Annotated in this window: 21 protein-coding genes; 12 read left to right on the top strand and 9 right to left on the bottom strand. The window is 69.7% G+C overall.

All coding sequences use genetic code 11. From position 1 onward, the window contains the following. Positions 1–10: 10 nt before the first annotated feature. Positions 11–1,267: a hypothetical protein gene (locus EL338_RS26355; protein WP_235666322.1), complete on the bottom strand. Its 1,257-nt coding sequence runs from the start codon at positions 1,265–1,267 to the stop codon at positions 11–13. 194 nt (positions 1,268–1,461) lie between these two features. Here EL338_RS26355 and EL338_RS00480 point away from each other — a divergent pair, with 194 nt between their 5' ends. The 6 genes from EL338_RS00480 to rraA all read left to right on the top strand — a co-directional run bounded on the left by EL338_RS00480 (position 1,462) and on the right by rraA (position 5,564). Then, positions 1,462–2,118 (top strand): DUF6474 family protein, encoded by a 657-nt coding sequence (locus EL338_RS00480; RefSeq protein WP_126331957.1) that lies wholly within the window; start codon positions 1,462–1,464, stop codon positions 2,116–2,118. Positions 2,119–2,162: 44 nt separating this feature from the next. Continuing rightward, positions 2,163–2,696, top strand: coding sequence for a copper resistance CopC family protein (locus tag EL338_RS00475; RefSeq protein WP_126331956.1), 534 nt, complete (start codon positions 2,163–2,165; stop codon positions 2,694–2,696). Next, positions 2,693–3,634 (top strand): CopD family protein, encoded by a 942-nt coding sequence (locus tag EL338_RS00470; RefSeq protein ID WP_235666321.1) that lies wholly within the window; start codon positions 2,693–2,695, stop codon positions 3,632–3,634. The genes EL338_RS00475 and EL338_RS00470 overlap by 4 nt, the downstream gene beginning before the upstream one ends. 81 nt (positions 3,635–3,715) lie before the next feature. Then, positions 3,716–4,276, top strand: a complete 561-nt coding sequence (locus EL338_RS26070) for a hypothetical protein (RefSeq protein ID WP_163791954.1) — start codon at positions 3,716–3,718, stop codon at positions 4,274–4,276. A 47-nt stretch (positions 4,277–4,323) separates the two neighbouring features. Continuing rightward, on the top strand, positions 4,324–5,079 hold the full coding sequence (locus EL338_RS00460; protein ID WP_126331955.1) for a MerR family transcriptional regulator: 756 nt from the start codon (positions 4,324–4,326) through the stop codon (positions 5,077–5,079). Between the two features lie 11 nt (positions 5,080–5,090). Beyond that, positions 5,091–5,564: a ribonuclease E activity regulator RraA gene (gene rraA / locus EL338_RS00455; protein WP_126331954.1), complete on the top strand. Its 474-nt coding sequence runs from the start codon at positions 5,091–5,093 to the stop codon at positions 5,562–5,564. 81 nt (positions 5,565–5,645) lie between these two features. On the opposite strand, the gene EL338_RS00450 is transcribed toward rraA, so the two are convergent. Continuing rightward, positions 5,646–7,121 (bottom strand): flavin-containing monooxygenase, encoded by a 1,476-nt coding sequence (locus EL338_RS00450; protein ID WP_126331953.1) that lies wholly within the window; start codon positions 7,119–7,121, stop codon positions 5,646–5,648. A 77-nt stretch (positions 7,122–7,198) separates the two neighbouring features. Between EL338_RS00450 and EL338_RS00445 the strand changes: the two genes are divergently transcribed. Together EL338_RS00445 and dinB are read left to right on the top strand one after the other, a co-directional pair. Further along, positions 7,199–7,825, top strand: coding sequence for a TetR/AcrR family transcriptional regulator (locus EL338_RS00445; RefSeq protein WP_126331952.1), 627 nt, complete (start codon positions 7,199–7,201; stop codon positions 7,823–7,825). A gap of 35 nt (positions 7,826–7,860) precedes the next feature. Then, entirely contained in the window at positions 7,861–9,054 is a 1,194-nt protein-coding gene (gene dinB / locus EL338_RS00440; RefSeq protein WP_235666320.1) for a DNA polymerase IV, read from the top strand. On the opposite strand, the gene EL338_RS00435 is transcribed toward dinB, so the two are convergent. Next, entirely contained in the window at positions 9,051–9,482 is a 432-nt protein-coding gene (locus EL338_RS00435) for a hypothetical protein (protein ID WP_126331951.1), read from the bottom strand. The genes dinB and EL338_RS00435 overlap by 4 nt on opposite strands. Positions 9,483–9,506: 24 nt before the next feature. Continuing rightward, positions 9,507–10,511: a PHP domain-containing protein gene (locus EL338_RS00430; protein WP_126336587.1), complete on the bottom strand. Its 1,005-nt coding sequence runs from the start codon at positions 10,509–10,511 to the stop codon at positions 9,507–9,509. A 57-nt stretch (positions 10,512–10,568) separates the two neighbouring features. Here EL338_RS00430 and EL338_RS00425 point away from each other — a divergent pair, with 57 nt between their 5' ends. Then, positions 10,569–11,429, top strand: a complete 861-nt coding sequence (locus EL338_RS00425; RefSeq protein ID WP_126331950.1) for an LLM class F420-dependent oxidoreductase — start codon at positions 10,569–10,571, stop codon at positions 11,427–11,429. Positions 11,430–11,475: 46 nt separating this feature from the next. Here EL338_RS00425 and EL338_RS26065 read toward each other — a convergent pair whose 3' ends face one another. From EL338_RS26065 to EL338_RS00410, 4 genes are all read right to left on the bottom strand, one after another. Beyond that, positions 11,476–11,616, bottom strand: coding sequence for a hypothetical protein (locus EL338_RS26065; protein WP_170217409.1), 141 nt, complete (start codon positions 11,614–11,616; stop codon positions 11,476–11,478). A gap of 146 nt (positions 11,617–11,762) precedes the next feature. Further along, complete coding sequence (locus tag EL338_RS00420) at positions 11,763–13,229, bottom strand: glutamate synthase subunit beta (RefSeq protein ID WP_126331949.1); 1,467 nt, start codon at positions 13,227–13,229, stop codon at positions 11,763–11,765. Continuing rightward, complete coding sequence (gene gltB / locus EL338_RS00415; RefSeq protein ID WP_126331948.1) at positions 13,222–17,811, bottom strand: glutamate synthase large subunit; 4,590 nt, start codon at positions 17,809–17,811, stop codon at positions 13,222–13,224. The genes EL338_RS00420 and gltB overlap by 8 nt, the downstream gene beginning before the upstream one ends. A 785-nt stretch (positions 17,812–18,596) precedes the next feature. Continuing rightward, entirely contained in the window at positions 18,597–18,863 is a 267-nt protein-coding gene (locus EL338_RS00410; RefSeq protein ID WP_126331947.1) for a WhiB family transcriptional regulator, read from the bottom strand. A 110-nt stretch (positions 18,864–18,973) separates the two neighbouring features. On the opposite strand from EL338_RS00410, the gene EL338_RS00405 reads away from it, so the two are divergent. Beyond that, positions 18,974–20,221 carry an IS256 family transposase gene (locus EL338_RS00405; protein ID WP_126331946.1) on the top strand — a complete coding sequence of 416 codons (1,248 nt, stop codon included), beginning with the start codon at positions 18,974–18,976 and terminating at the stop codon, positions 20,219–20,221. 19 nt (positions 20,222–20,240) lie between these two features. Here EL338_RS00405 and EL338_RS26725 read toward each other — a convergent pair whose 3' ends face one another. Beyond that, positions 20,241–20,375, bottom strand: coding sequence for a hypothetical protein (locus EL338_RS26725; RefSeq protein WP_258538428.1), 135 nt, complete (start codon positions 20,373–20,375; stop codon positions 20,241–20,243). A gap of 344 nt (positions 20,376–20,719) precedes the next feature. Between EL338_RS26725 and EL338_RS00400 the strand changes: the two genes are divergently transcribed. Together EL338_RS00400 and EL338_RS00395 are read left to right on the top strand one after the other, a co-directional pair. Then, on the top strand, positions 20,720–21,934 hold the full coding sequence (locus EL338_RS00400; protein WP_235666319.1) for a MinD/ParA family ATP-binding protein: 1,215 nt from the start codon (positions 20,720–20,722) through the stop codon (positions 21,932–21,934). A 5-nt stretch (positions 21,935–21,939) separates the two neighbouring features. After that, positions 21,940–22,767 (top strand): thioesterase family protein, encoded by an 828-nt coding sequence (locus EL338_RS00395; RefSeq protein ID WP_126331945.1) that lies wholly within the window; start codon positions 21,940–21,942, stop codon positions 22,765–22,767. Positions 22,768–22,769 lie beyond the last annotated feature (2 nt).

Raw genomic sequence — 22,769 nt, 5'->3', positions numbered from 1 at the left:
GGGGAAGCCATCACTGTAGGAATCGTGCGGTGCCCGCGGCGCGGACGGCGTGACCGGCTTTGGCCTGCCGATAGCCCAGAAGTCCCCCGGCCGCGGTCAACCCGGCCAACCCGGTCACCCCGGCCAGGGCGACCAGGGCGATCTCGGCGATGGCGGCGGTGCGCAGGTACTCCGGATAGCCCGCGCGGAAGGCCACGGGGACGACGGGGGCGACTTGACCGATCTCCTCGCCGGCCGCCTGTACCGACTCCGCGGACGACGACGGCGCGGCCGGTGCCGGTGCGGCCGGTGCGGGCGGCGGTGCGGCGGGCTGCGGCGCCGCGGCGGGGGCGGGAACCACCACCACGGGTGCGGGAGCGGGGGCGGGGGCGAGCACCGCCGCGGGCGCAGTGGCCGCCGATACCGTTGGCGGCTCGGGGGTTTCGGCCGCGACGGCGGCAGCCAGCGCGTCCAGGTCGAGGGTCTTCGCGGGCTGCTCGACCGGCGTCGCGTTCAGGGTCGTCGCGGTCTCGCTGTTGGTGCCCCACGGAATTCGGGTGCTTCCGCCGCCGCCGGCGATCCCGCCCGCGATGATCTCGGGCTCCTCGGGATCGGTCGGCTCTTCCGGGTCGGTCGGTTCCTCAGGGTCGGTCGGTTCCTCGGGGTCCGTTCCGCCGCAGTCCCAGTCGTGGTCCCAGTGGAACCGGCCGTGGCCGCGCCCGAACTCCTTGCGGTCCTTGAACTTTGCGCGCCACCCCGCCACCCGGACCGGGCGGTCATCTTCATTGCCGGCCTCGGTGGCCTCGTCCCGCTCGGTGCGGTCGTGCTTGCGGGGCCAGCCCCGGAGCCGGTCGCGGACGGTGCCTGCAGATTCCGATTCGTCGGCGGACTCGCGCCGGTCGAGCTTGCGACGTTCGCGGTCGAACCGCGCCGAGAGGCTCTTGTCGGTCCGGTCGGCCCGCTGCGACGTGCTGGTGTCGCGGTCGTTCTGGGAGCGGTCGTTCTGGGAGCGGTCGTTCTCGGAACGGTCTTTCTGGGAGCGGTCGGTCTTGGAACGGTCCTTCTTGGGCCCCGTGCTGCCCGTCGACTTGCGCGGACCGCGTTCGGTCGAGCGCGCGGTACCGTCGCGGTCCGCGGCACGCTGGCTGCGTTCGGCTCGGTCGCGAGGTTTGCTGTCGCTGCCGCGGTCGTCGCCGGGGGCCGCCGTCGCGACCGCCAGACCGACGGTTCCCGCGCCGCCGACCAGCAGACCGCAGGCGACCACACCGCTGATCGCCGCGCTCCGCACCCGCGACCCGTCCACTTTGCCCTGTTCCGTCGTCCTGCGGATTGTCTCCGCCCCTCGAATGTCTTTCGCCATTGTGGCATATCCGCAGGTGGCGATTTCGCGTATAGCGCCAGGCGCTAGGGTTGGCGCTGGGTCGTCGGCCGCACCCGCGGCGACCCGGCAGAGGTGCGCAAAGACCACGGAAGGCGGCCGGAATGGCGCTGTTCAAGAAGCGCAAGAGTCGTGCGACGCGTCGGGCCGAGGCCAAGGCGCTCAAGGCAAAAGCCAAGCTGGAAGCCAAGCTGCAGGCCAAGAACGAGGTGCGCCGGTTCAAGGCCGAGCAGCGCGCCAAGGACAAGGCCAGCAAGGCCGCCCTGCGCGCCCAGCGCGACAGCGACCGCGCCGCCCTGAAGGTCGCCGAGACGCAACTGCGAGCCGCCCGCGAAGGCAAGCTGCTGTCGCCGGCCCGCGTGCGCCGCGTGCTGACCGTCGCCCGCTTGCTGGCGCCCGTGCTCATCCCGATCGTCTATCGCGCCGCCACCGCGGCCCGCGGCTTCCTCGACGAGCGCAAGGCCGACAAGCTCGGGGTGCCGCTGAGCCAGCTCGGCCAGTTCTCCGGCCAGGGCGGCCAGCTGTCGGCGCGGATCTCCGGGGCCGAGCGAACCCTGAGCGCGGTCGCCCAGAAGGCCCCCAAGGATCCCGAGACCACGAAGTTCGTCGAGGCCATGACGGGCCGGCTCACCGACCTGGCCGCGGCCGTGGCCGCCGCCGAGAACATGCCCGCCGGCCAGCGCCGGGCGGCGCACACCGCGATCTCCGACCAACTCGACGGCATCGACGCCGACCTGATGGCGCGCCTCGGCGTGATGTAGGCGCGCCCTACCGAAATACCGCAGTACCTGCAGAAAGTGTGGCCATGATCTCCGTTGCACTCCGTCGATCCCGCGCCGCCGCCCGCGCGGGTGTGTTGGCCGTCCTGGTGGCCCTGCTGACGTTCGCCGGCACCGCCGTCGCCGGCGCGCACGCCACCCTGATCGGCACCGATCCCGCCGACGGCACCTCGTTGCCCGCCGGTCCGCAGCGGGTCAGCGCGACCTTCAACGAGGACATGCAGCCGACGTTCGCGGCCATGACCGTCGTCGGCCCCGACGGCACCATGTGGGCCGACGGCGATCCCGTCGTCGAGGGCCCGGTGATCAGCGTCGGCGTGCGCCCGTTGGGGCCGGCCGGCACCTACACCGTCAACTACCGCGCCACCTCCGCCGATGGCCACGTGGTCACCGGCGCGTGGTCCTTCGAGGTGACCGCCGCCGGCGCCGGTGATCCGGCGCCGCAGCCGGTCGAGGCGCCCGAGGCGTCCGACTCGTCGCTGCCGGTCTGGCCGTTCGCGGTGGCCGCGATCCTGGTCGTGGCGGCCGCCGTCGTCTGGGCCGTCCGGCGCCGGACGTGACCGAAAGCCGGATCCGGCCACGCGGGGTGGCGGTCGGGTTCGGCGTAGCCGTCATCGCCGCGGCCACCGCGTTGGCGTGGCTCATCAGCGGCGGGCAGCTGTCCCCGGCGATGACGGGGGCGCGTGCGGTGGCCGACCTCGCCGCCTCGGTGTGCCTGGGCCTGGCGCTGGTCCCCCGCCTGGACCAATCCCGCTACCGCGACGAGTTGACCGGCCGCGCCGCCGCGCCGCTGGCGGTGGCCGCCGCGGTCTGGCTGGTCGCCGAACTCACGCGGGTGCTGCTGCTGGCCGCCGAGATCAGCGCGACGGCGCTGACCCGGCTCTCGCTGCCCACCCTGGTGGACTTCGCGTGGAGCACCGCGCCCGGGCGGGCGGCGGTGTTCAGCGTCGTCGCCGCCGCGGCGGTCTGCGCGCTGGCGCTGGCGGCCCCGCGTTCCCCGACCACGACCGTCACCGTCGCGGGCCTGGCCACGGCCGGGATCGCCGCGCGCGCGGTCACCGGCCACGTCTCCGACGGGGTGCTGACCTCGATGTCGGTGGTGGTGCACTCGCTGGCCGCCGCGCTGTGGTTCGGCACACTGGCGGGCCTGGCGCTGACGGTGTCGGCCCGCGGCCAGTGGGCCCGCGTGCTGCCGGCGTTCTCGCGGTACGCGCTGCCCACGGTCGCGGTGCTGGTGGCCACCGGGGCGCTGACCGCCCTCGGGGCGCTGGACTCCGCCGCGCAGCTGGTCCAGACCGGATACGGCCGGGTGCTGCTTGCCAAGGTCGCCGTGACGGCGGTAGTACTGATCCTGGCGTGGGCGCATCGCGGCGGTTGGCTGCGCGCGGCGCGGTCCCACCGGATCGGTGCGCAGGATTCGCTGCGGCGCTCCGTGGTGGAACTGGCGCTGCTCACCGTGGCGCTCACGCTGGCGGCCGGCCTGACCGTGACCGGCTGACCGAATCGGCGAGCAAACCGGCTGGCATGATGGTGACACTGCCGGTGATCGGTGACGACGAACTGCAAAGGAGCAGCCCACATGGCCGACGAGCGGGATCAGCCCGACGAACGCCCGGAACCGACGTCCCAAGCACCCGACGTGCCTGCCGCTGAGCAGCCGTCCGCCGACAAGCCCGCCGCGGACCCGGTAGCCGAGCCGCCGGCCAGGAAGGCCGCGAAGAAGGCACCGGCGAAGAAAGCCCCGGCCAAGAAGGCCGCCCCTGCCAAGAAGGCCCCGGCGAAGAAGGCTCCCGCCAAGGGCGAGCCCGCCAAGAAGGCGCCCGCAAAGAAGGCCGCGCCGCCGCCCCCGCCGGCCACTCCCCCGGCTCCGCCGGCCACGCCGCCCGCACCGGCGCCCCCCGCTCCGGCCCCGGCCCCGCTGGCGGCCAGCAACGGGTCCGCGGTGCCCGAGGGCGCCAAAGAGGCTGCCGCACAGGCGAAGTCCGCCGTCGAGCAGGCCGGCAACGCGGTGCCCCGCCCCGAGCCCGAACAGTTGGACAGCGGTTCCCGCTCGCCGATGCCGTTCCTGGCCGCGTTCGCCGTGACGCTGCTGGCCATCCTGTGGGTGCGCCGGCTGCGCCGCGACTCCGACGAGGACTGAGGAAAACTCCTTGACCCTGACGCCACGTCAGGGTCGATAGTGGCGGTATGGACGCCAGAACCGTCGGCCTGGTCGCCGACCTGACCGGGGTGTCGGTGCGCACGCTGCACCACTACGACCACATCGGCTTGGTCGTCCCCAGCGTGCGGACACCGGCCGGTTATCGCTGCTACACCGACGCCGACGTCGAACGTCTGCACCTGGTGCTGGCCTTTCGCGCCACCGGCCTGCCGCTCGAGCAGATCGGCGCCCTGCTCGACGCCCCGGCGGCCGACGTCCTGGCCCTGCTCGAAAAGCAGCTGGCGGTCCTGCACGACCGCGCCGATCAGCTGCGCCACACCATCAAAGCCGTGGAGGAACTCATGAACGCACACCGCGAAGGTATTCAGCTGACCGCCGAGGAACAGGTCGAGGTCTTCGGGACCGCCGTCGTCGGCGGCGAGTACGAACGCGAGGCCCGGCAGCGCTGGGGCGACACCGACGTGTGGCGGCAGTCCCAGCGGCGCAGCGCGCAACTGACCAAGCAGGACTGGATCGCCGTCCGCGACGAGGCCGAGCAGCTGCTCGCCGACCTCGCGCAGGCCAAGCGGTCCGGCGTCGCGCCGGGCTCGGCCGCGGCCTGCGAGTTGGCCCGTCGGCACCGCGCCGGCATCGAGCGGTTCTACGACTGCGACGACGACATGCACCTGTGCCTGGCCCAGATGTATGTGCAGGACGCGCGCTTCACCGCGTACTACGACGACGCCGAACCGGGCCTGGCCCAGTACGTACACGACCTGATTGCCGCGGCGATCGGCCGCTAGGATCGGCACCCGTGACTGTTGAACCGCGCGCCACCGCAGACCTGGTCGACGAGATCGGACCCGAGGTCCGCAGCTGCGACCTCCAACTCCGTCAGTTCGGCGGCCGGTCGATGTTCGCCGGGCCGATCAGCACGGTGCGGTGTTTTCAGGACAACGCGCTGCTGAAGTCCGTGCTCTCCGAGCCGGGCAACGGCGGCGTGCTGGTCATCGACGGGGACGCCTCGGTGCACACCGCGCTGGTCGGTGACCTGATCGCCGAGCTGGGCCGCTCCAACGGCTGGGCCGGCGTGATCGTCAACGGCGCGGTGCGCGACTCCGCGATCCTGCGCACCCTCGACATCGGCATCAAGGCGCTGGGCACCAATCCGCGCAAGAGCACCAAGACCGGCGCCGGCGAGCGCGACGTCGAGGTGAGCTTCGGCGGCGTGACGTTCCGCCCGGGCGAGATCGTTCACAGCGACGACGACGGCATCGTCATCGTCTAGGCGGCCCGCTCGCCCAGAGTCGACTTGTTGCACCCATCGCCCGAGTAGCCCCGTCAACAAGGCAACCCTGGGCGAGCGCGACTAGCTCGAGATCGCCTGCACCGCGCGGTGTTTGGTGAAGTGCAGCGCGTCGTCGTCCACCCGACCGCGCCGGATCGCACGGATGTCGAAGAAGTAGTTCTGCTTGGCCTTCCACGGGCCGCTCGAGCCAGACTTCGGCAGCTGATCCAGCGCGCGCTGGAAGTAACCCGGTGAGAAGTCGGTGAACGGCAGCACCTCGACCTCCGGGCCGGGATGCTTGGGTTCGACCGTGTCGTAGCCGTGCTCGTCCATGTAGTTGAGCAGGCGACAGACGTACTCGGACACCAGATCTGCCTTCAGCGTCCAGGACGCGTTGGTGTAGCCGATGGTGAACGCCATGTTCGGGATGTCGGAGAGCATCATCGCCTTGTAGGTCATCCGCTCGGCGATGTCGACGGGCTCGCCATTGCGGGTCACGGTGGCCCCGCCGAACAGCCGCATGTTCAAACCCGTTGCGGTGATGATGATATCGGCCGGCAGCTCCTGCCCGGAGCTCAGCTGGATGCCGGTCTCGGTGAACCGCTCGATGGTGTCGGTGACGACGTCGGCCTTGCCGCGCCGGATGGTCTTGAACAGATCACCGTTGGGCGCCAGGCACAACCGCTCGTCCCACGGGTTGTAGCTGGGGTTGAAGTGCTTGTGCACGTCATAGCCCTCGGGCAGGTAGCGCTGCGCCATGGTGAGCAGCGTCTTGCGCATGAAATCCGGGAACCGGCGCGACAGCTGGTACTGCGCGGTGCTGAAGGTGATCGCCTTCCACCGGTTGACGAAGTGCGCCAGCTTGGGCGGCAGGTACTTGATGGAGCGCTGCGCGACCGGGTCCACGGCGGGCAGCGAGCCGATGAAGCTCGGTGAGCGCTGCAGCATCGTGACGTGGCCCGCGCCCGAATTGGCCAGCGCCGGAACCAGAGTCACCGCGGTGGCGCCGCTGCCGATGATGACGATCTTCTTGTCGGCGTAGTCGAGGTCCTCGGGCCAGTGTTGCGGGTGCACCAGGGTGCCGGCGAAGTCGTCGTACCCCTCGAACTTGGGCAGGTAGCCCTCGTCGTAGTTGTAGTAGCCACTGCACGCGAAGACGAAGCCGGCGTGGATCTGGCTTTCCTGGCCGTCGCGTTCGAAGGTGAGGGTCCAGCGGTTCTCGGCGTCGGACCAGTCCGCGGCGGTCACCGTGGTGCCGTAACGGATGTGCCGGTCGATGCCGTTCTCCTCGGCCGCCTCGGCGATGTAGGCCTTGATCGAGGCGCCGTCGGCGATCGCGGTGGCCGACTTCCACGGCTTGAACCGGAACCCGAGGGTGAACATGTCGGAGTCCGACCGGATGCCGGGGTATTTGAACAGGTCCCAGGTGCCGCCCAGGTCGTCGCGACGTTCCAGGATCACGTAGCTCTTGTTCGGGCAGCGGTCCTGCAGGTGCCAGGCCGCGCTGATGCCGGAGATCCCGGCCCCGACGATCACGACATCGACAAATTCGGTCATGCGGCCGACGCTATCAACACCCTGTCGAGTGGTCAACACCCTGTTGAGTTTTCTCAACACCCTGTAAGGTCAGCGTCGTGACAACCGCCAAACGCACCGGGCGTTCCCGGCGCTCGCGCCCGTCGGGGGACGAGCGCGAACAGGCCATCCTCGCCACCGCCCGGCGGTTGCTGGCCGAACGCCCGTTCGCCGAGATCTCGGTCGACGACATGGCCAAGGGGGCCGGGCTGTCGCGGCCGACGTTCTACTTCTACTTCCCGTCCAAGGAGGCGGTGCTGCTCTCGCTGCTCGACCCACTGATCCAGCACGCCGATTCCGGGCTGTCCGACATCAGCGCCGTGCCGTCGGACCCGGGCCGGGCGTTCCGCGACGGCATCCACACCTTCTTCAGCGCCTTCGCCGCCGATCCGGTGCTCGCCCGCGCCGGCGCCGAGGCCGTCTCCACCAATCCCGAGGTCCGCACCCTGTGGTCGGGCTTCATGCGCAAGTGGATCGACCAGACCGCCGCGCTGATCGCCGCCGAACGCCACCGCGGCGCCGCCCCGGAGACCATGCCCGCGCAGGATCTGGCCACCGCGCTCAACCAGATGAACGAGCGCGCGATGATCGCCGCGATCTCCGGCGAGGCCGGCGCCGTGGCCCCCGAACGCCTGGTCGAGACCCTCACCCACATCTGGATGACCAGCATCTACGGCACCAGATAGGTCCCCCTGTCACACCCCGGTGCGAACATCTGTTCGTGGGCGCGACCATCCTGCACGCCGACCTCGACTCGTTCTACGCCTCGGTCGAGCAGCGCGACGACCCCGCCCTGCGCGGCCGGCCGGTGATCGTCGGCGGCGGGGTGGTGCTCGCCGCCAGCTACGAGGCCAAGGCCTACGGGGTGCGCACCGCGATGGGCGGCCGGCAGGCGCGGCAGCTGTGCCCGCGGGCCATCGTCGTGCCGCCGCGGATGTCGGCCTACTCGCAGGCCAGCGCCGCGGTCTTCGAGGTCTTCCACGACACCACCCCGCTGGTCGAGCCGCTCTCGGTCGACGAGGCGTTCCTCGACGTCGGCGGGCTGGTGCGGACGGCCGGCACACCGGTACAGATCGCGGCGCGGTTGCGCGAGCAGGTCCGCGAGCAGGTCGGCCTGCCCATCACCGTCGGGATCGCGCGGACCAAGTTCCTGGCCAAGGTCGCCAGCCAGGTTGCCAAGCCCGACGGGCTGCTGCTGGTGCCGCCGGAGGGCGAACTGGCGTTCCTGCATCCGCTGCCGGTGCGCCGGCTGTGGGGCGTGGGCGCCAAGACCGAGGAGAAGCTGCGCGGCCACGGCATCCACACCGTCGCGCAGGTCGCCGAGCTGACCGAGACCACGCTGGCGGCCATGGTCGGGGCCGCGATGGGACATCAGCTCTACTGCCTGTCCCGCAATATCGACCGACGGCGGGTGGTCACCGGGGTGCGGCGGCGCTCGGTGGGCGCCCAGCGCGCGCTGGGCCGCGCGGGCAACACCATGTCGCCGGCCGAGGTCGACGCGGTGGTGGTCAACCTGGTCGACCGGATCACCCGGCGGATGCGCGCGGCCCAGCGCACCGGCCGCACGGTGACGCTGCGGCTGCGCTTCGACGATTACGGCCGGGCCACCCGCGCCCGCACCCTGTCCCGCGCGACGGCGGCCACCGAACCGATCCTGGCCGCGGCCCGCGCGCTGGTCGCCGACGCCGCCCCGCTGATCGCGCAGCGCGGGCTCACGCTGGTCGGGTTCGCGGTGTCCAACATCGACCGCGGCGGGGCCCAGCAGCTCGAGCTGCCGCTCGACGACGGGGCCGAGCGGTGGGCGATGGATCTCGCCGTCGACGACGTGCGGCGACGGTACGGCAATGCCGCGCTGACCCGCGGTGTGCTGCTCGGGCGCGATCCCGGGATCGAGGTGCCGCAGCTACCTGACTAAAGCAGCTGCCCCGCAACGAATCCGGCCAGCAGCACCCCGAAGCCGCCGACCTCGCCGATAATCAGCGCGGCCATGCCGGCGTGCAGCGTGGCGTCCGGGTGGCTGAACTGATTGGTGGTGTCGCGCTTGGCGCCGTGGAAGATGTAGGTCGCGATCGCGAAGACGAAGAAGAACACCAGCACGCCCGCGGCGGTCAGGTTCACCGCCGTCGGCCAGGCGCTCAGTTCGACGAAGACCGCAGCCAGCAGCGTGGCGAACGAGTACAGCAGCGCGGCCCGGTGCGCGATGTCGACATACGGGTGGGCCAGATGGTTCTCGGCGACTGCCATCTCGCGGTACTTCCAGATCCCGAGGATCAGCGCCAGCAGGAAGATCAGCCCGGCCGCGAGCAGCGTCAAAGTGGTGTCGATTCCCAGGCCGGCGTGCATGAGCGGAGTGTAGCCAGGCCCCGGTCAGCTGCCGGCCCAGGCCAGCAGCTCGTCGGCCGACCAGGTGTTGATGATCCGGTCTTGCGGCACGCCGTTGTCCAGGGCGCGCTGCGCGCCGAAGCCCAGGAAGTCCAGCTGCCCGGGCGCGTGCGCGTCGGTGTCGACGGAGAAGTGGCAGCCGATCTCCAACGCCAGCTTCATCAGCCGCGACGGCGGGTCGCGGCGCTCGGGGCGGGAGTTGATCTCCACCGCGGTGCCGTGCTCGCGGCAGGCGGTGAACACCTTCTCGGCGTCGAACTTGGACTCGGGTCGTTTCCCGCGCCCGCCCTCGACCAGCCGCCCGGTGCAGTGGCCCAGCACCGCCACCCGGTGGTGCGACACCGCCCGAACCATGCGCCGGGTCATCGCGGGTGCGTCCATCGCCAGCTTCGAGTGCACGCTGGCCACCACCACGTCGAGCCGGTCGAGCAGCTCGGGTTCCTGATCCAGCGTGCCGTCCTCGAGGATGTCGACCTCGATGCCGGTGAGGATGCGCATCGGCGCGAACTGTTCGCGTAGTTCGTCGATGACGTCGAGTTGGTGGCGCAGCCGGTCGGGCGACAGGCCGTTGGCGATCCGCAGCCGCGGCGAGTGGTCGGTCAGTGCGCAGTACTCGTGGCCCAGGGCCTGGGCGGTGGCCATCATCTCCTCGATCGGGGCCGACCCATCGGACCAGTTGGAGTGCAGGTGCAGATCGCCCTTCAGCGCGGCGCGGACGTCACCACCACCGAGATCCTTTGCATTGCCGCGCAATTCGACGAGGGTGTCGGGTTCGACGCCGGCCCAGGCCTGGGCGATGACCTTCGCGGTCTTGGGTCCGATCCCGGGCAGCGACTGCCAACCGTCGGTGCGGCCCAGTTTCTCGCGTTGCGCGTCGCTGAGACCGTCGACGACGTCGGCGGCGTTGCGGTAGGCCATCACCCGACGGCTGTCCTCCCGCGCGCGGTCCTTGTAGTAGGCGATCTCGCGCAGGACGGCGGCCGGATCCAGTGGTGCCATGCTTTCCATAGTGCCCCCGCGCGGAGGGCGCGGACTACGCTGGGCAAAATGCAATTCGCGTTCAAGACCTCACCGCAGAACACGACCTGGGACGACATGCTCGCGGTGTGGCGGGCGGCCGACGAGATCGACGTCTACGAGTCCGGATGGACCTTCGACCACTTCTATCCCATCTTCTCCGACCCCACCGGGCCCTGCCTGGAGGGCTGGATCACCCTGACCGCGCTGGCCCAGGCGACGCAGCGGCTGCGGATCGGGGTGCTGGTGACCGGCATCCATTACCGGCATCCCGCTGTGCTGGCCAACATGGCGGCGACGTTGGACATCGTCTCGGCGGGGCGGCTGGAACTCGGCATCGGCGCCGGCTGGAACGAGGAGGAATCCGGCGCCTACGGCATCGAACTCGGCTCCATCAAGGAGCGCTTCGACCGGTTCGAGGAGGCCTGCCAGGTACTCAAGGGCCTACTGAGCCAGGAGACGACGACGTTCGACGGCGCCTATTACCAACTGGCCGAGGCGCGTAACGAGCCCAAAGGGCCACAGCGACCGCACCCGCCGATCTGCATCGGCGGCAACGGGGAGAAGCGCACCCTGCGCATCACCGCCCGCTACGCCGATCATTGGAACTTCGTCGGCGGCACGCCCGAGCAGTTCGCCCACAAGCGCGATGTACTGGCCGGACACTGCGCCGACATCGGCCGCGACCCGCGCGAGATCCGGCTGTCCGCCCATGTGCGGCTGAACCCCGAGCGCGACTACCAACGGGTGGTCGACGAGGCCGCGGCGCTGGGCGCAGAGGGCCTGGACCTGGCAATCGTGTATCTGCCGTCGCCACACGATCCGGCGGTGCTGGAACCGCTCGCCGAAGCGATCCGGGACTCAGGCCACCAGCGAGCAAACTCAAGCTAGGTTACCCGGGCGTCAGCACCCGGCGTCCCGCGACGAGGAGAAGCCCTCAGACTCCGTAGCGGAGGATCTCGGCCCGGGTCACCAGCCGCTCGTGCTTGGCCGGGAACTCACGACTTTTGACGGGGTGCCGGAACAATGACCAGGCGATTCGCCCCACCCGCGAACGGGTCAGTGGGTTGACGTGCACTGCTATCACTCCTGCGGTCGTTTTAGCTGGACCGAGCCACTACCATACCGCAACGCGCGGTGTGATGCATTTAACAACGTAGCTCCGGCAAAGCCGCAGAGGCGCGCCGACGAATGGGGCAGATGATTCTGGAGTGACGGGTGTGACTACCGTTGCGGGGCCGCGGCCGGCTTGATCGGCGCCGGCAGCGCCGTCTCACCCACCAGGAACCGGTCCACGCCGGCGGCGGCGGCCCGCCCCTCGGCGATCGCCCACACGATCAGCGACTGCCCGCGCCCCATGTCGCCGGCGACGAAGACGCCGGGCACCGAGGTCTGGAAGTCGTCGTCGCGCGCCACGTTGCCGCGGTCGGTCAGCTCCACGCCCAGTTCGGTCAGCAGCCCCTCGCGTTCCGGGCCGACGAAGCCCATGGCCAGCAGCACCAGGTCGGCCTCGAGCTCGAAGTCCGAGCCCTCGACCTTCTCGAACTTGCCGCCCTGCATGACCACCTCGTGGGCCTTGAGCGCCGTCACGCGGCCGTCCTCGCCGACGAACTTCTCGGTGTTGACCGAGAACACCCGTTCGCCGCCCTCCTCGTGCGCCGAGGACACCCGGAACATCAGCGGATACGTGGGCCACGGCGTCGAATCGGCGCGCGTCTCGGGCGGGCGCGGCATGATCTCGAACTGGTGCACGCTGGCCGCGCCCTGGCGGTGCGAGGTGCCCAGGCAGTCCGCGCCGGTGTCACCGCCGCCGATGATGACGACCTTCTTGCCCTTGGCCGTGATCGGCGGCTGACCGTTCTCGTCCAGCACGTCATCGCCGAACTGGACGCGGTTGGCCCACGGCAGGAACTCCATGGCCTGGTGGATGCCGTCGAGCTCACGCCCGGGGACCGGCAGATCCCGCCAGGCCGTGGCCCCGCCGGCCAGCACCACCGCGTCGTAGTCCTCCCGCAGCTGTTCGACGGTGATGTCCACGCCCACGTTGACCCCGGTGCGGAACTCGGTGCCCTCGGCCGCCATCTGCTCGAGGCGGCGGTCGATGTGGCGCTTCTCCATCTTGAACTCGGGGATGCCGTAGCGCAGCAGACCGCCGATACGGTCGGCGCGCTCGAACACCGTCACGTGATGCCCGGCGCGGGTCAGCTGCTGGGCGGCGGCCAGACCGGCCGGGCCCGAACCCACCACGGCCACCTTCTTGCCGGTGAGCACCGACGGCGGCAGCGGGACCACCCAGCCCTCGTTGAAGGCGTTGTCGATCAGCTCGACCTCGACCTGCTTGATGGTGACCGGGTCCTGGTTGATCCCGAGCACGCAGGAGGCCTCACACGGCGCCGGGCACAGCCGGCCGGTGAACTCCGGGAAGTTGTTGGTGGCGTGCAACCGCTCGATGCCGTCGCGCCACCGGCCCCGGAACACCAGGTCGTTCCACTCCGGGATCAGATTGCCCAGCGGGCACCCGTTGTGGCAGAACGGAATTCCGCAGTCCATGCAGCGCGAGGCCTGCACCTGCAGGGTGTCGTGGCTGAACTCCTCGTAGACCTCTTTCCAGTCCTTGAGGCGCAGCGGAACCGGCCGACGCGCGGGCGTCTGACGCTGGGTGTGCTTGAGGAAACCGTTGGGATCAGCCACGAGCCGCCGCCATGATCGCTTCGTTGACATCGGCGCCGGCCTCTTCGGCCTCGCTGATGGCGGCGAGCACGCGCTTGTAGTCGCGCGGCATCACCTTGGCGAAGTTCTTCTGCTCGGCCGGCCAGTCGGCCAGCACCCGCTGTCCGACAGCCGAATCCGTGGCGTCCACGTGGGCGGTGATCATGGTGTGCAACCAATCCAGGTCGGCCTCGTCGGGTTCGTCGAGTTCGACCATCTCGGAGTTCAAATTATCCGGCAGTCTGCCGTGGGGGTCGTAGACGAAGGCGACACCGCCGGACATGCCGGCCGCGAAGTTGCGCCCGGTCTCGCCGAGGATGACCACCCGGCCGCCCGTCATGTACTCGCAGCCGTGATCGCCGACGCCCTCCACCACCGCGTGGGCCCCGGAGTTACGCACCGCGAACCGCTCGCCGACCACGCCGCGCAGGAAGGCCTGCCCGCTGGTGGCGCCGAACAGAATGACGTTGCCGCCGATGATGTTCTGCTCGGCGACGTAGTCGGCGGGGGCGTTGTCCGACGGGCGGACCACGATGCGCCCGCCCGACAGGCCCTTGCCGACGTAGTCGTTGGCGTCGCCGTAGACCCGCAGCGTGATGCCCTTCGGGACGAAGGCCCCGAAGCTGTTGCCCGCCGAGCCCTCGAACGTGATGTCGATGGTGCCGTCGGCAAGCCCCTGTCCGCCATAGGCCTTGGTGACCTCGTGGCCCAGCATGGTGCCGACGGTGCGGTTGACGTTGGCGATGCTGGTGCTGAACCGGACCGGGGTCGCGTGGTCCAGCGCCTCGCGGCACTGGGCGATCAGCTGCTGATCGAGCGCCTTGTCCAGACCGTGGTCCTGCCCCGAGGTGCAGTACAGGTTCTGGTTCATGAACGCCGACTCCGGCTCGTGCAGCACCGGGGTCAGGTCCAGCTTGTAGGCCTTCCAGTGCTCGGCGGCCTGCGTGGTGTCCAGCGCGCCGACCTGGCCGACCATCTCGTTGACGGTGCGGAAGCCCAACTGCGCCATAAGCTCTCGGACTTCCTCGGCGATGAACATGAAGAAGTTCTCCACGAACTCGGGCTTGCCGTTGAAGCGCTCGCGCAGCACCGGGTTCTGCGTCGCCACGCCCACCGGGCAGGTGTCGAGGTGGCAGACCCGCATCATGATGCAGCCCGACACCACCAGCGGCGCGGTGGCGAAGCCGAACTCTTCCGCGCCGAGCAGCGCGGCGACCATGACGTCGCGCCCGGTCTTGAGCTGCCCGTCGACCTGGACCACGATCCGGTCGCGAAGACCGTTGAGCAGCAACGTCTGCTGGGTCTCGGCCAGGCCGAGCTCCCACGGCGCGCCGGCGTGCTTCTGCGAGGTCAGCGGGGTGGCGCCGGTGCCGCCGTCGTGCCCGGAGATGAGCACGACGTCGGCGTGCGCCTTGGAGACGCCCGCGGCCACGGTGCCGACCCCGTTCTCGCTGACCAGCTTGACGTGGATGCGCGCGGCCGGGTTGGCGTTCTTGAGGTCGTGGATCAGCTGGGCGAGATCCTCGATCGAGTAGATGTCGTGGTGCGGCGGCGGCGAGATCAGCCCGACGCCGGGTGTGGAGTGCCGCACCTCGGCCACCCACGGGTACACCTTGTGGCCCGGAAGTTGGCCGCCCTCACCGGGCTTGGCGCCCTGGGCCATCTTGATCTGGATGTCGGTGCAGTTGGTCAGGTAGTGGCTGGTGACGCCGAACCGGGCCGAGGCCACCTGCTTGATGGCGCTGCGCCGCCAGTCGCCGTTGGCGTCCGGCTCGAACCGGTCGACGGATTCGCCGCCCTCACCGGAGTTGGACCGCCCGCCGAGGCGGTTCATGGCGATCGCCAGGGTCTCGTGCGCCTCGGCGGAGATCGACCCGTAGCTCATCGCGCCGGTGGAGAACCGCTTGACGATCTCGCTGGCCGGCTCCACCTCGTCGAGCGGAACCGGTTCGCGCACACCTTCTTTGAACTTCAGCAGGCCGCGCAGCGAGGCCATCCGCTCGCTCTGGTCATCGACCAGCTTGGTGTACTCCTTGAACACCTCGTACTGGCCGGTGCGGGTCGAATGCTGCAGCTTGAACACCGTGTCCGGGTTGAACAGGTGGTACTCGCCCTCGCGGCGCCACTGGTATTCGCCGCCGACCTCGAGTTCGCGGTGCGCGCGCTCGTCGGGACGCTCCAGGTAGGCCAGCTCGTGGCGGGTCGCGACGTCGGCGGCGATGTCGTCCAGGCCGATTCCGCCGGTGGCGCAGAACAACCCGGTGAAGTACTCGTCGAGCACCCGCTGCGAGACGCCGATGGCCTGGAACAGCTGCGCGCCGGTGTAGGAGGCCAGCGTCGAGATGCCCATCTTCGACATCACCTTCAGCACGCCCTTGCCGGCGGCCTTGACGTAGTTGGTCTTGGCCTCGTCACTGGTCAGGCCCGTGAGCGCGCCGCGCTCGATCATGTCGTCGATCGACTCGAGCGCCAGGTAGGGGTTGATGGCGGCGGCGCCGAACCCGCACAGCATCGCCATGTGGTGCACCTCGCGCGCATCGCCGGCCTCCACGACCAGACCCACCTGGGTCCGGGTGCGCTCGCGCACCAGGTGATGGTGCACCGCGGCCAACGACAGCAGCGACGGGATCGGCGCCAGCCACTCGTTGGACTCTCGGTCCGAGAGCACGATGATGCGCGCCCCGTTGCGGATGGCCTGCGAAACGCGGGTGCGGACGTCCTCGAGCGCGCGCCGCAGTCCCTGGCCGCCGTCGGCGACCGGGAACAGGCACTGGACCACCGCGGCCCGCATGCCGTGCTTGCGGCCGCGGATCTCGTGATCGGGGTCGACGTTGATCAGCTTGGCCAGCTCGGCGTTGCGCAGGATCGGCTGCGGCAGCACGATCTGCCGACAGCAGTTCGCATCGGGGTTCAGCAGGTCGCCCTCGGGGCCCAGGGTGTTCTGCAGGCTGGTGACCACCTCCTCGCGGATGGCGTCCAGCGGCGGGTTGGTCACCTGGGCGAACAGCTGCTGGAAGTAGTCGAACAGCATCCGCGGCCGCTGCGAGAGCACCGCGATCGGGGTGTCGGTGCCCATCGAGCCCAGCGCCTCGGCCCCGGTGCGGGCCATCGGGGCTAGCAGCAGGTTCAGTTCCTCGGTGGTGTAGCCGAAGATCTGCTGGCGGGCGACCACCCGGTGGTGCGGCATCTTGACGTAGTTGCCCTGCGGCAGCTCATCGACCGGGAACAGACCCTCGTCGAGCCACTCCTGATAGGGGTGCTCGGCTGCCAACTGGTCCTTGATCTCGTCGTCGGAGACGATGCGGCCCTGCGCGGTGTCCACCAGGAACATCCGGCCCGGGCGCAACCGCATCCGCTGCACCACCTTGCTGGGGTCGACGTCGAGCACGCCGGCCTCCGAGGCCATCACCACCAGGCCGTCGTCGGTCACCCAGATGCGGGAAGGGCGCAGGCCGTTGCGGTCCAGCACGGCGCCGACGACGGTCCCGTCGGTGAAGCACACCGACGCCGGGCCGTCCCAGGCTTCCATCAGCGAGTCGTGGAACTCGTAGAACGCGCGGCGGGCCGGGTCCATCGATTCGTGCCGTTCCCAGGCCTCGGGGATCATCATCAGCACCGCGTGGGCCAGGCTGCGGCCGCCCAGGTGCAGCAGTTCGAGCACCTCGTCGAAGCGCGCGGTGTCCGAGGCGCCGGGGGTACAGACCGGGAAGATCTTGTTCAGGTCGTTGTGGTAGCCGAAAACGTCGGTGTGGATCAGGGATTCCCGCGCCCGCATCCAGTTCTCGTTGCCGGTGACGGTGTTGATCTCACCGTTGTGCGCGACCCGCCGGAACGGGTGCGCCAGCGGCCACGACGGGAAGGTGTTGGTGGAGAACCGGGAGTGCACGATGCCCAGGGCGCTCTCGAGCCGGTCGTCCTGCAGATCGAGGTAGAACGCCTTGAGCTGCGGCGTGGTGAGCATGCCCTTGTAGACGAAGGTCTGCCCGGAAAGGCTTGGGAAGTACACGGTTTCGCGGCCCGGGCCGTCCTGGCCGGTGCCCTTGGTGCCCAGCTCGTGCTCGGAGCGCTTCCGGATGACATAGGCGCGGCGCTCGAGTTCCATGTCGGAGGCGCCGCCGATGAACAGCTGCCGGAAGGTGGGCATGGCGTCGCGGGCCAGCGCACCCAGGGAGGAGTCGTCGGTGGGCACGTCGCGCCAGCCGAGCAGTTGCAGCCCCTCGGCCTCAACGATCTTCTCCACCGCGGCGCAGGCGGCCACGGCGTCCTTGGCCGACTGCGGCAGGAACGCGATGCCGGTGGCGTAGCTGCCCGGCTCCGGGAGATCGAATTCGACGACGGCGCGCAGGAACCGGTCCGGCACCTGCATCAGGATGCCGGCGCCGTCTCCGGTGTTGGGCTCGGCGCCCTGGGCACCGCGGTGCTCCAGGTTGACCAGGGCCGCAATGGCTTTGTCCACAATGTCGCGGCTGCGCCGGCCATGCATGTCCACGACCATCGCAACACCGCACGAGTCATGCTCATAGGCGGGGTTGTACAGGCCAACTGTGCTGGGCGCTTTTTTCATCCGCGAACCCACCCGAATCCGTTCGGGAAGAGCCTCATCAGCTCTTCGTGTGCTGTTCAGAGCCTGCGCCGCGTTCCGGAAGGTAGCGGTTCGGACCCTTTCGGTCTCATATGCCGTGACCCCGACCTGTTCGTAGATGGTCCGTGGGGCCGTGCAGCACTGAACGGCGGCCCGATCATCAGGTCACAACAAGTTGTAAAAAGATAAAGCAAAAACCGCCCCCTGCGCCAACTTAGTGCAGCCTAACTAGCTATTTGCCCGATCTTGGTGCGCACCGGCCCTCAACCCGGCCGCGAGAACACGAAACCGATTGTCTTCGTGGGTATTTGATTCCACGCAGCGGCGGTGTCCGGCCGTCGTTGCCGGCACGGGCCGCGAAGGGCGGTCCTTAGAAAATTTGCTGGCAGCGGAGATTCCGGCGGTTCGACGAGTGTGTTTCACCACAACGGAATCGGCGGCCCACTGGCCCTCTCGGTCCAGATTTCCCTGGTAGCCCACGGGTTCTGGGCGGTTCACGGCCCTCAGCGACCCCTCGGCGTCCGGTTTCGCCTACCGGATCGAGGTTTTGCAGAAAGTTAGGCCGATTCTTAGAGACGGCAATTTCGGCCCCGACAGCGAGCGAGACCGCGGCTACCCCTCGACGGTGGTCGCATCCGATCCACCCATCAAGCCGCGGTCTCGGCTCGCGTCGGCGCGGCCCTCCCCCGAATGAGCCTGCCCGACTGGCCCTCTCAGGATCGGCGCTGCGATCACCGGGGGCACGCGTAGTGCGCTACCTGCATCCGCTACTCGACCGCGGGGGCCCGCTCACCCTCGTCGGGCTCGGTGAACCGGCGTCGGCGCGACTTGCGGACCGGGTAGCCGCCGCGCTCGGCCAGCGACCGCAGTTGACGCAGGGCGAACGTGCGGCCGCGCCCGGACTCGGGGATCGCGATGCCGGCCCAGACGCCCTCGGCTCCCGGGGTCTCGACGGCGTCGCGCGCGCAGATCCAGCGCCGCGGGCAGGTCCGACAGATCGCCTTGGCGGCCTCGTCGGCAGTTGAGTCCCGCATAGTGGTGTAGCGCGGTTGCTGGGTTCGTCATCGTGTCGGTGATGGACGTGAAGCGGCCACCGCGTGATCCTTCGAGTCAACCTTCCACAGAATCCTCGAGGAGTCCCACGATGACCGCACCCCACATTGTCGACCCTGCCGGCCTTCTTGGCGAGGCCCTGTCCGAGGCATCCCCAGATCTGATGCGCTCGCTGCTGCAGACGGTCATCAACGCCCTGCTGTCGGCGGATGCTGATGCCGTGGTGGGCGCTGAATGGGGCCAGCCCACACCGGGGCGCCGTGCCCAGCGCAACGGGTATCGCCACCGCGGCCTCGATACCCGGGTGGGCAGCATCGATGTTGCAGTCCCGAAGTTGCGCAAGGGAACCTACTTTCCCGAGTGGCTGCTCGAACGCCGTAAGCGGGCCGAATCGGCGTTGATCACCGTGGTCGCCGACTGTTACCTGGCCGGGGTGAGCACGCGGCGGATGGACAAGTTGGTCAAGACCCTGGGCATCGACTCGCTGAGCAAGTCGCAGGTCAGCCGTATGGCCACCGACCTCGACGAGCACGTCGAGCAGTTCCGCCACCGCCCACTCGATTCTGCTGGTCCGTTCACCTTCGTCGCCGCGGATGCGTTGACGATGAAGGTGCGCGAAGGCGGGCGGGTGGTCAACGGGGTCGTGCTGCTGGCCACTGGCGTCAATGGCGACGGACACCGCGAAGTCCTGGGCATGCGGGTGGTCACCAGCGAGACCGGCCCGGCCTGGAACGAGTTCTTCGCCGACCTGGTCGCCCGTGGGCTGGCCGGGGTGCGGCTGGTCACCAGCGACGCCCATGCCGGCCTGCGCGAAGCGATCGCGGCCAACCTGCCCGGAGCCAGCTGGCAACGGTGTCGCACCCACTACGCGGCCAACCTGATGAGCATCTGCCCCAAGAGCATGTGGCCGGCGGTCAAAGCGATGCTGCACAGCGTTTATGACCAACCTGACGCGCCCGCGGTGGCCGCGCAGTTCGACCGGCTCATCGACTATGTCACCGACAAGCTGCCGGCGGTGGCTGACCACCTCAGTGCTGCACGCGAAGACATCCTGGCCTTCACTGCATTTCCCAAGGACGTCTGGACCCAGATCTGGTCCAACAACCCCGCAGAACGGCTCAACAAAGAGATCCGCCGCCGGACCGACGCCGTCGGGATCTTCCCCAACCGCGACGCCATCGTCCGCCTCGTCGGCGCCGTGCTGGCCGAACAGAACGACGAGTGGGCCGAAGGCCGCCGCTACCTCGGCCTCGACGTCCTCGCCCGATGCCGCCTGACTACCGTCACCAACGACAACCCTGAAATAGGAGCCGACGACATGCCCGCACTGACCGCCTAACCCACCGGATCACGCAGCACTACACCACTTCCCGGGACTTGACCTCGTCGGCCGACGCGGTCCAGCGGTCCGGGTCGTTCACGCACGCGCCGACCACGTCGTACAACGGCACACCGTGCTGCGCGGGATGACCCGAGTTCAGTGCGCTTGTCATGAGGGTTCCTCTCCATCGGAAGCTCGATGGCAAAACCGTAGCAGCATTTTCCGTAGCGGTGCAACATTTTGTGTAGCGGTTTGGCTTCGGCGCCATGCTCCGCGGAGATTCTCATTGCACCAGGTAGGCGCTCATTGGCGCCTGCCCCCGTGGTGATCCTTCTTGACGACATCCGTAGCTCCGCCCTGCGAAATCGCAGCTCAGGACCGCAGCGTTGCTTCATAATCTGCAACGCCCGCGCTACAGGCGAGTCCGCGTCGTCGGGGCGCGAGGCCGATGGTCGATACTGGGACGACGCGCCGCCGTTGTATCCGGCACAGCTCACCCCGAGGAGGACCACTGCAGTGACCGAGCGTGAAGACTTTCTCCGTGATCGTCAGGCCGGTCCGCCGCAGCACCCGGCTTCGCCTGCCGACGACGGCCCGCCCACCGAGCAATGGACGATGCCCCCGAATGACCAGTGGCCCGCGCCGCCCGCGCCCCCGGCCGGCGGCCAACCCGGGTTTCCGCCACCTTCGCAGCCCGCGCCCCACCAGCCCCCGCCGCCGAACCAGCCCCCGGCGCAACATCCAGGCCCGCAGCAGGCCAGTCCGCAGCAGCCTGGCCCGCAACCGTGGCTCGACTTCGGCGGCACCCCGCCCTCCCCGCCACGCAAACCCCGCCCGACCGGCGGTTGGCGCCGGGCCGTGCATGTCGCCACCTTCGGCCTGATCAATCTCGGGCCGTCGAAGGCCGAGCGCCGCTCCGACGAACTGAAGGCCATCATCCAGGCGCCGTTGCGCAGCTATTACAAGGTCGGCGTGCTGGGTAAGGGCGGCGTGGGCAAGACCTCGGTGGCCGCCAGCGTCGGGTCGGTGTTCGCCGAGTTGCGCCCGGCCGACCGAGTGGTCGCCATCGACGCCGACACCGCCTTCGGCCGCCTCGGCAGTCGGGTCGACCCCACCGCGCGCGGCTCCTACTGGGAACTGGCCGGTGACCGCAACCTGGAGTCGTTCGCGGATCTGAAGGCCCGCATCGGCAGCAACGCCGCCGGGCTGTATGTGCTGGCCGGCGAGCCCGCCAGCACCCGGCGCCGCGTGCTGGATCCGGCGATCTACCGGGAGGCCGCCCTGCGGCTGGACCGGCACTTCACCATCTCGATCATCGACTGCGGTTCGACCATGGACGCGCCGGTCACCCAGGAGGCGCTGCGCGACCTCGACGCCCTTATCGTCGTCTCCTCCCCGTGGGCCGACGGCGCCGGCGCGGCCGCGCAGACCATGGAGTGGCTGGCCAACCACGGGATGAGCGAGCTGCTGCGCCGCACCGTCGTGGTCCTCAACGACTCCGACGGCCACGCCGACAAGAAGACCAAGGCCGCACTGTCCCAACAGTTCACCAGCCGCGGCCAGGTGGTCGTCGAGGTGCCGTTCGATCCACACCTGCGGCCCGGCGGGGTCATCGACGTCTCCCGCGAGATGGCGCCGGCCACCCGGTTGCGCTTCCTGGAGATCACCGCGGCCATCGCCGGGCATTTCTCGGTGGTGCCCCCGCATTCCGTTCCCGGCGAGGCGAATTGAGCGCCATGAGCGAGGACTTGGCCGCCATTTTCGCCGTCGACGGGGACAGCTACGTGCCCAGCGACCTCGCCCGCGGACCGTGGGGCGAGACCCTGGCGGGCCAGATCGTCGGCGGCCTGCTGGGGTGGGCCCTGGATCAGCACGGGGATCCCGAGTTGCAACCGGCGCGGTTCACCGTGGACCTGATGCGGCCGGTTTTCCTCCGACCCGTCCAGATCCGCACGTTGGTGCAGCGGGAAGGCCGGCGGCTCAAGCTCGTCGACGCCACCCTGATGCAGGACGGCGAACCCGTGGCCCGGGCCAGCGCCCTGTTCCTGCGCCGCGGCGATCATCCGGAGGGACGGGTGTGGACCTCCCCGGTCAGCATGCCGGCACCGCCACAGAGCCTCGACGGCATGCCGGTCGAGTTGCCGTTCCACCTGTGGTCCTACAACGACAGCGGCGACGACGGCCGCCCCGGCCTGGTGCCGGATCTGTGGCAGCAGGGGGACACCCAGAAGTTCGCGTGGGTGCGGTTGGCGCGCCCCCTCGTGGCCGGCCATCCGGTGACGCCCTTCACCCGCGCCGCATTCATCGGGGACGTGACGAGTTCGCTGACCCATTGGGGCACCGGCGGTTTGCGCTACATCAACGCCGACTACACGGTCACGCTGAGCCGGCTCCCGGTCGGCGACTTCGTCGGGCTTGCGGCGCAGAGTCATTTCGGCGACGACGGGGTGGCCACCGGTTCGGCGACGCTGTTCGACGCCGACGGACCGATCGGCACCAGCATCGCCGTCGCGCTGGCGCAGCCGGCCGACGCGTTCCGGCCACCGCACCTGTTCACCCCGTAGGC

The sequence above is a fragment of the Mycolicibacterium chitae genome (assembly GCF_900637205.1).
Taxonomy (GTDB): domain Bacteria; phylum Actinomycetota; class Actinomycetes; order Mycobacteriales; family Mycobacteriaceae; genus Mycobacterium; species Mycobacterium chitae.
This window is presented reverse-complemented; position numbering and strand designations above follow the sequence as displayed.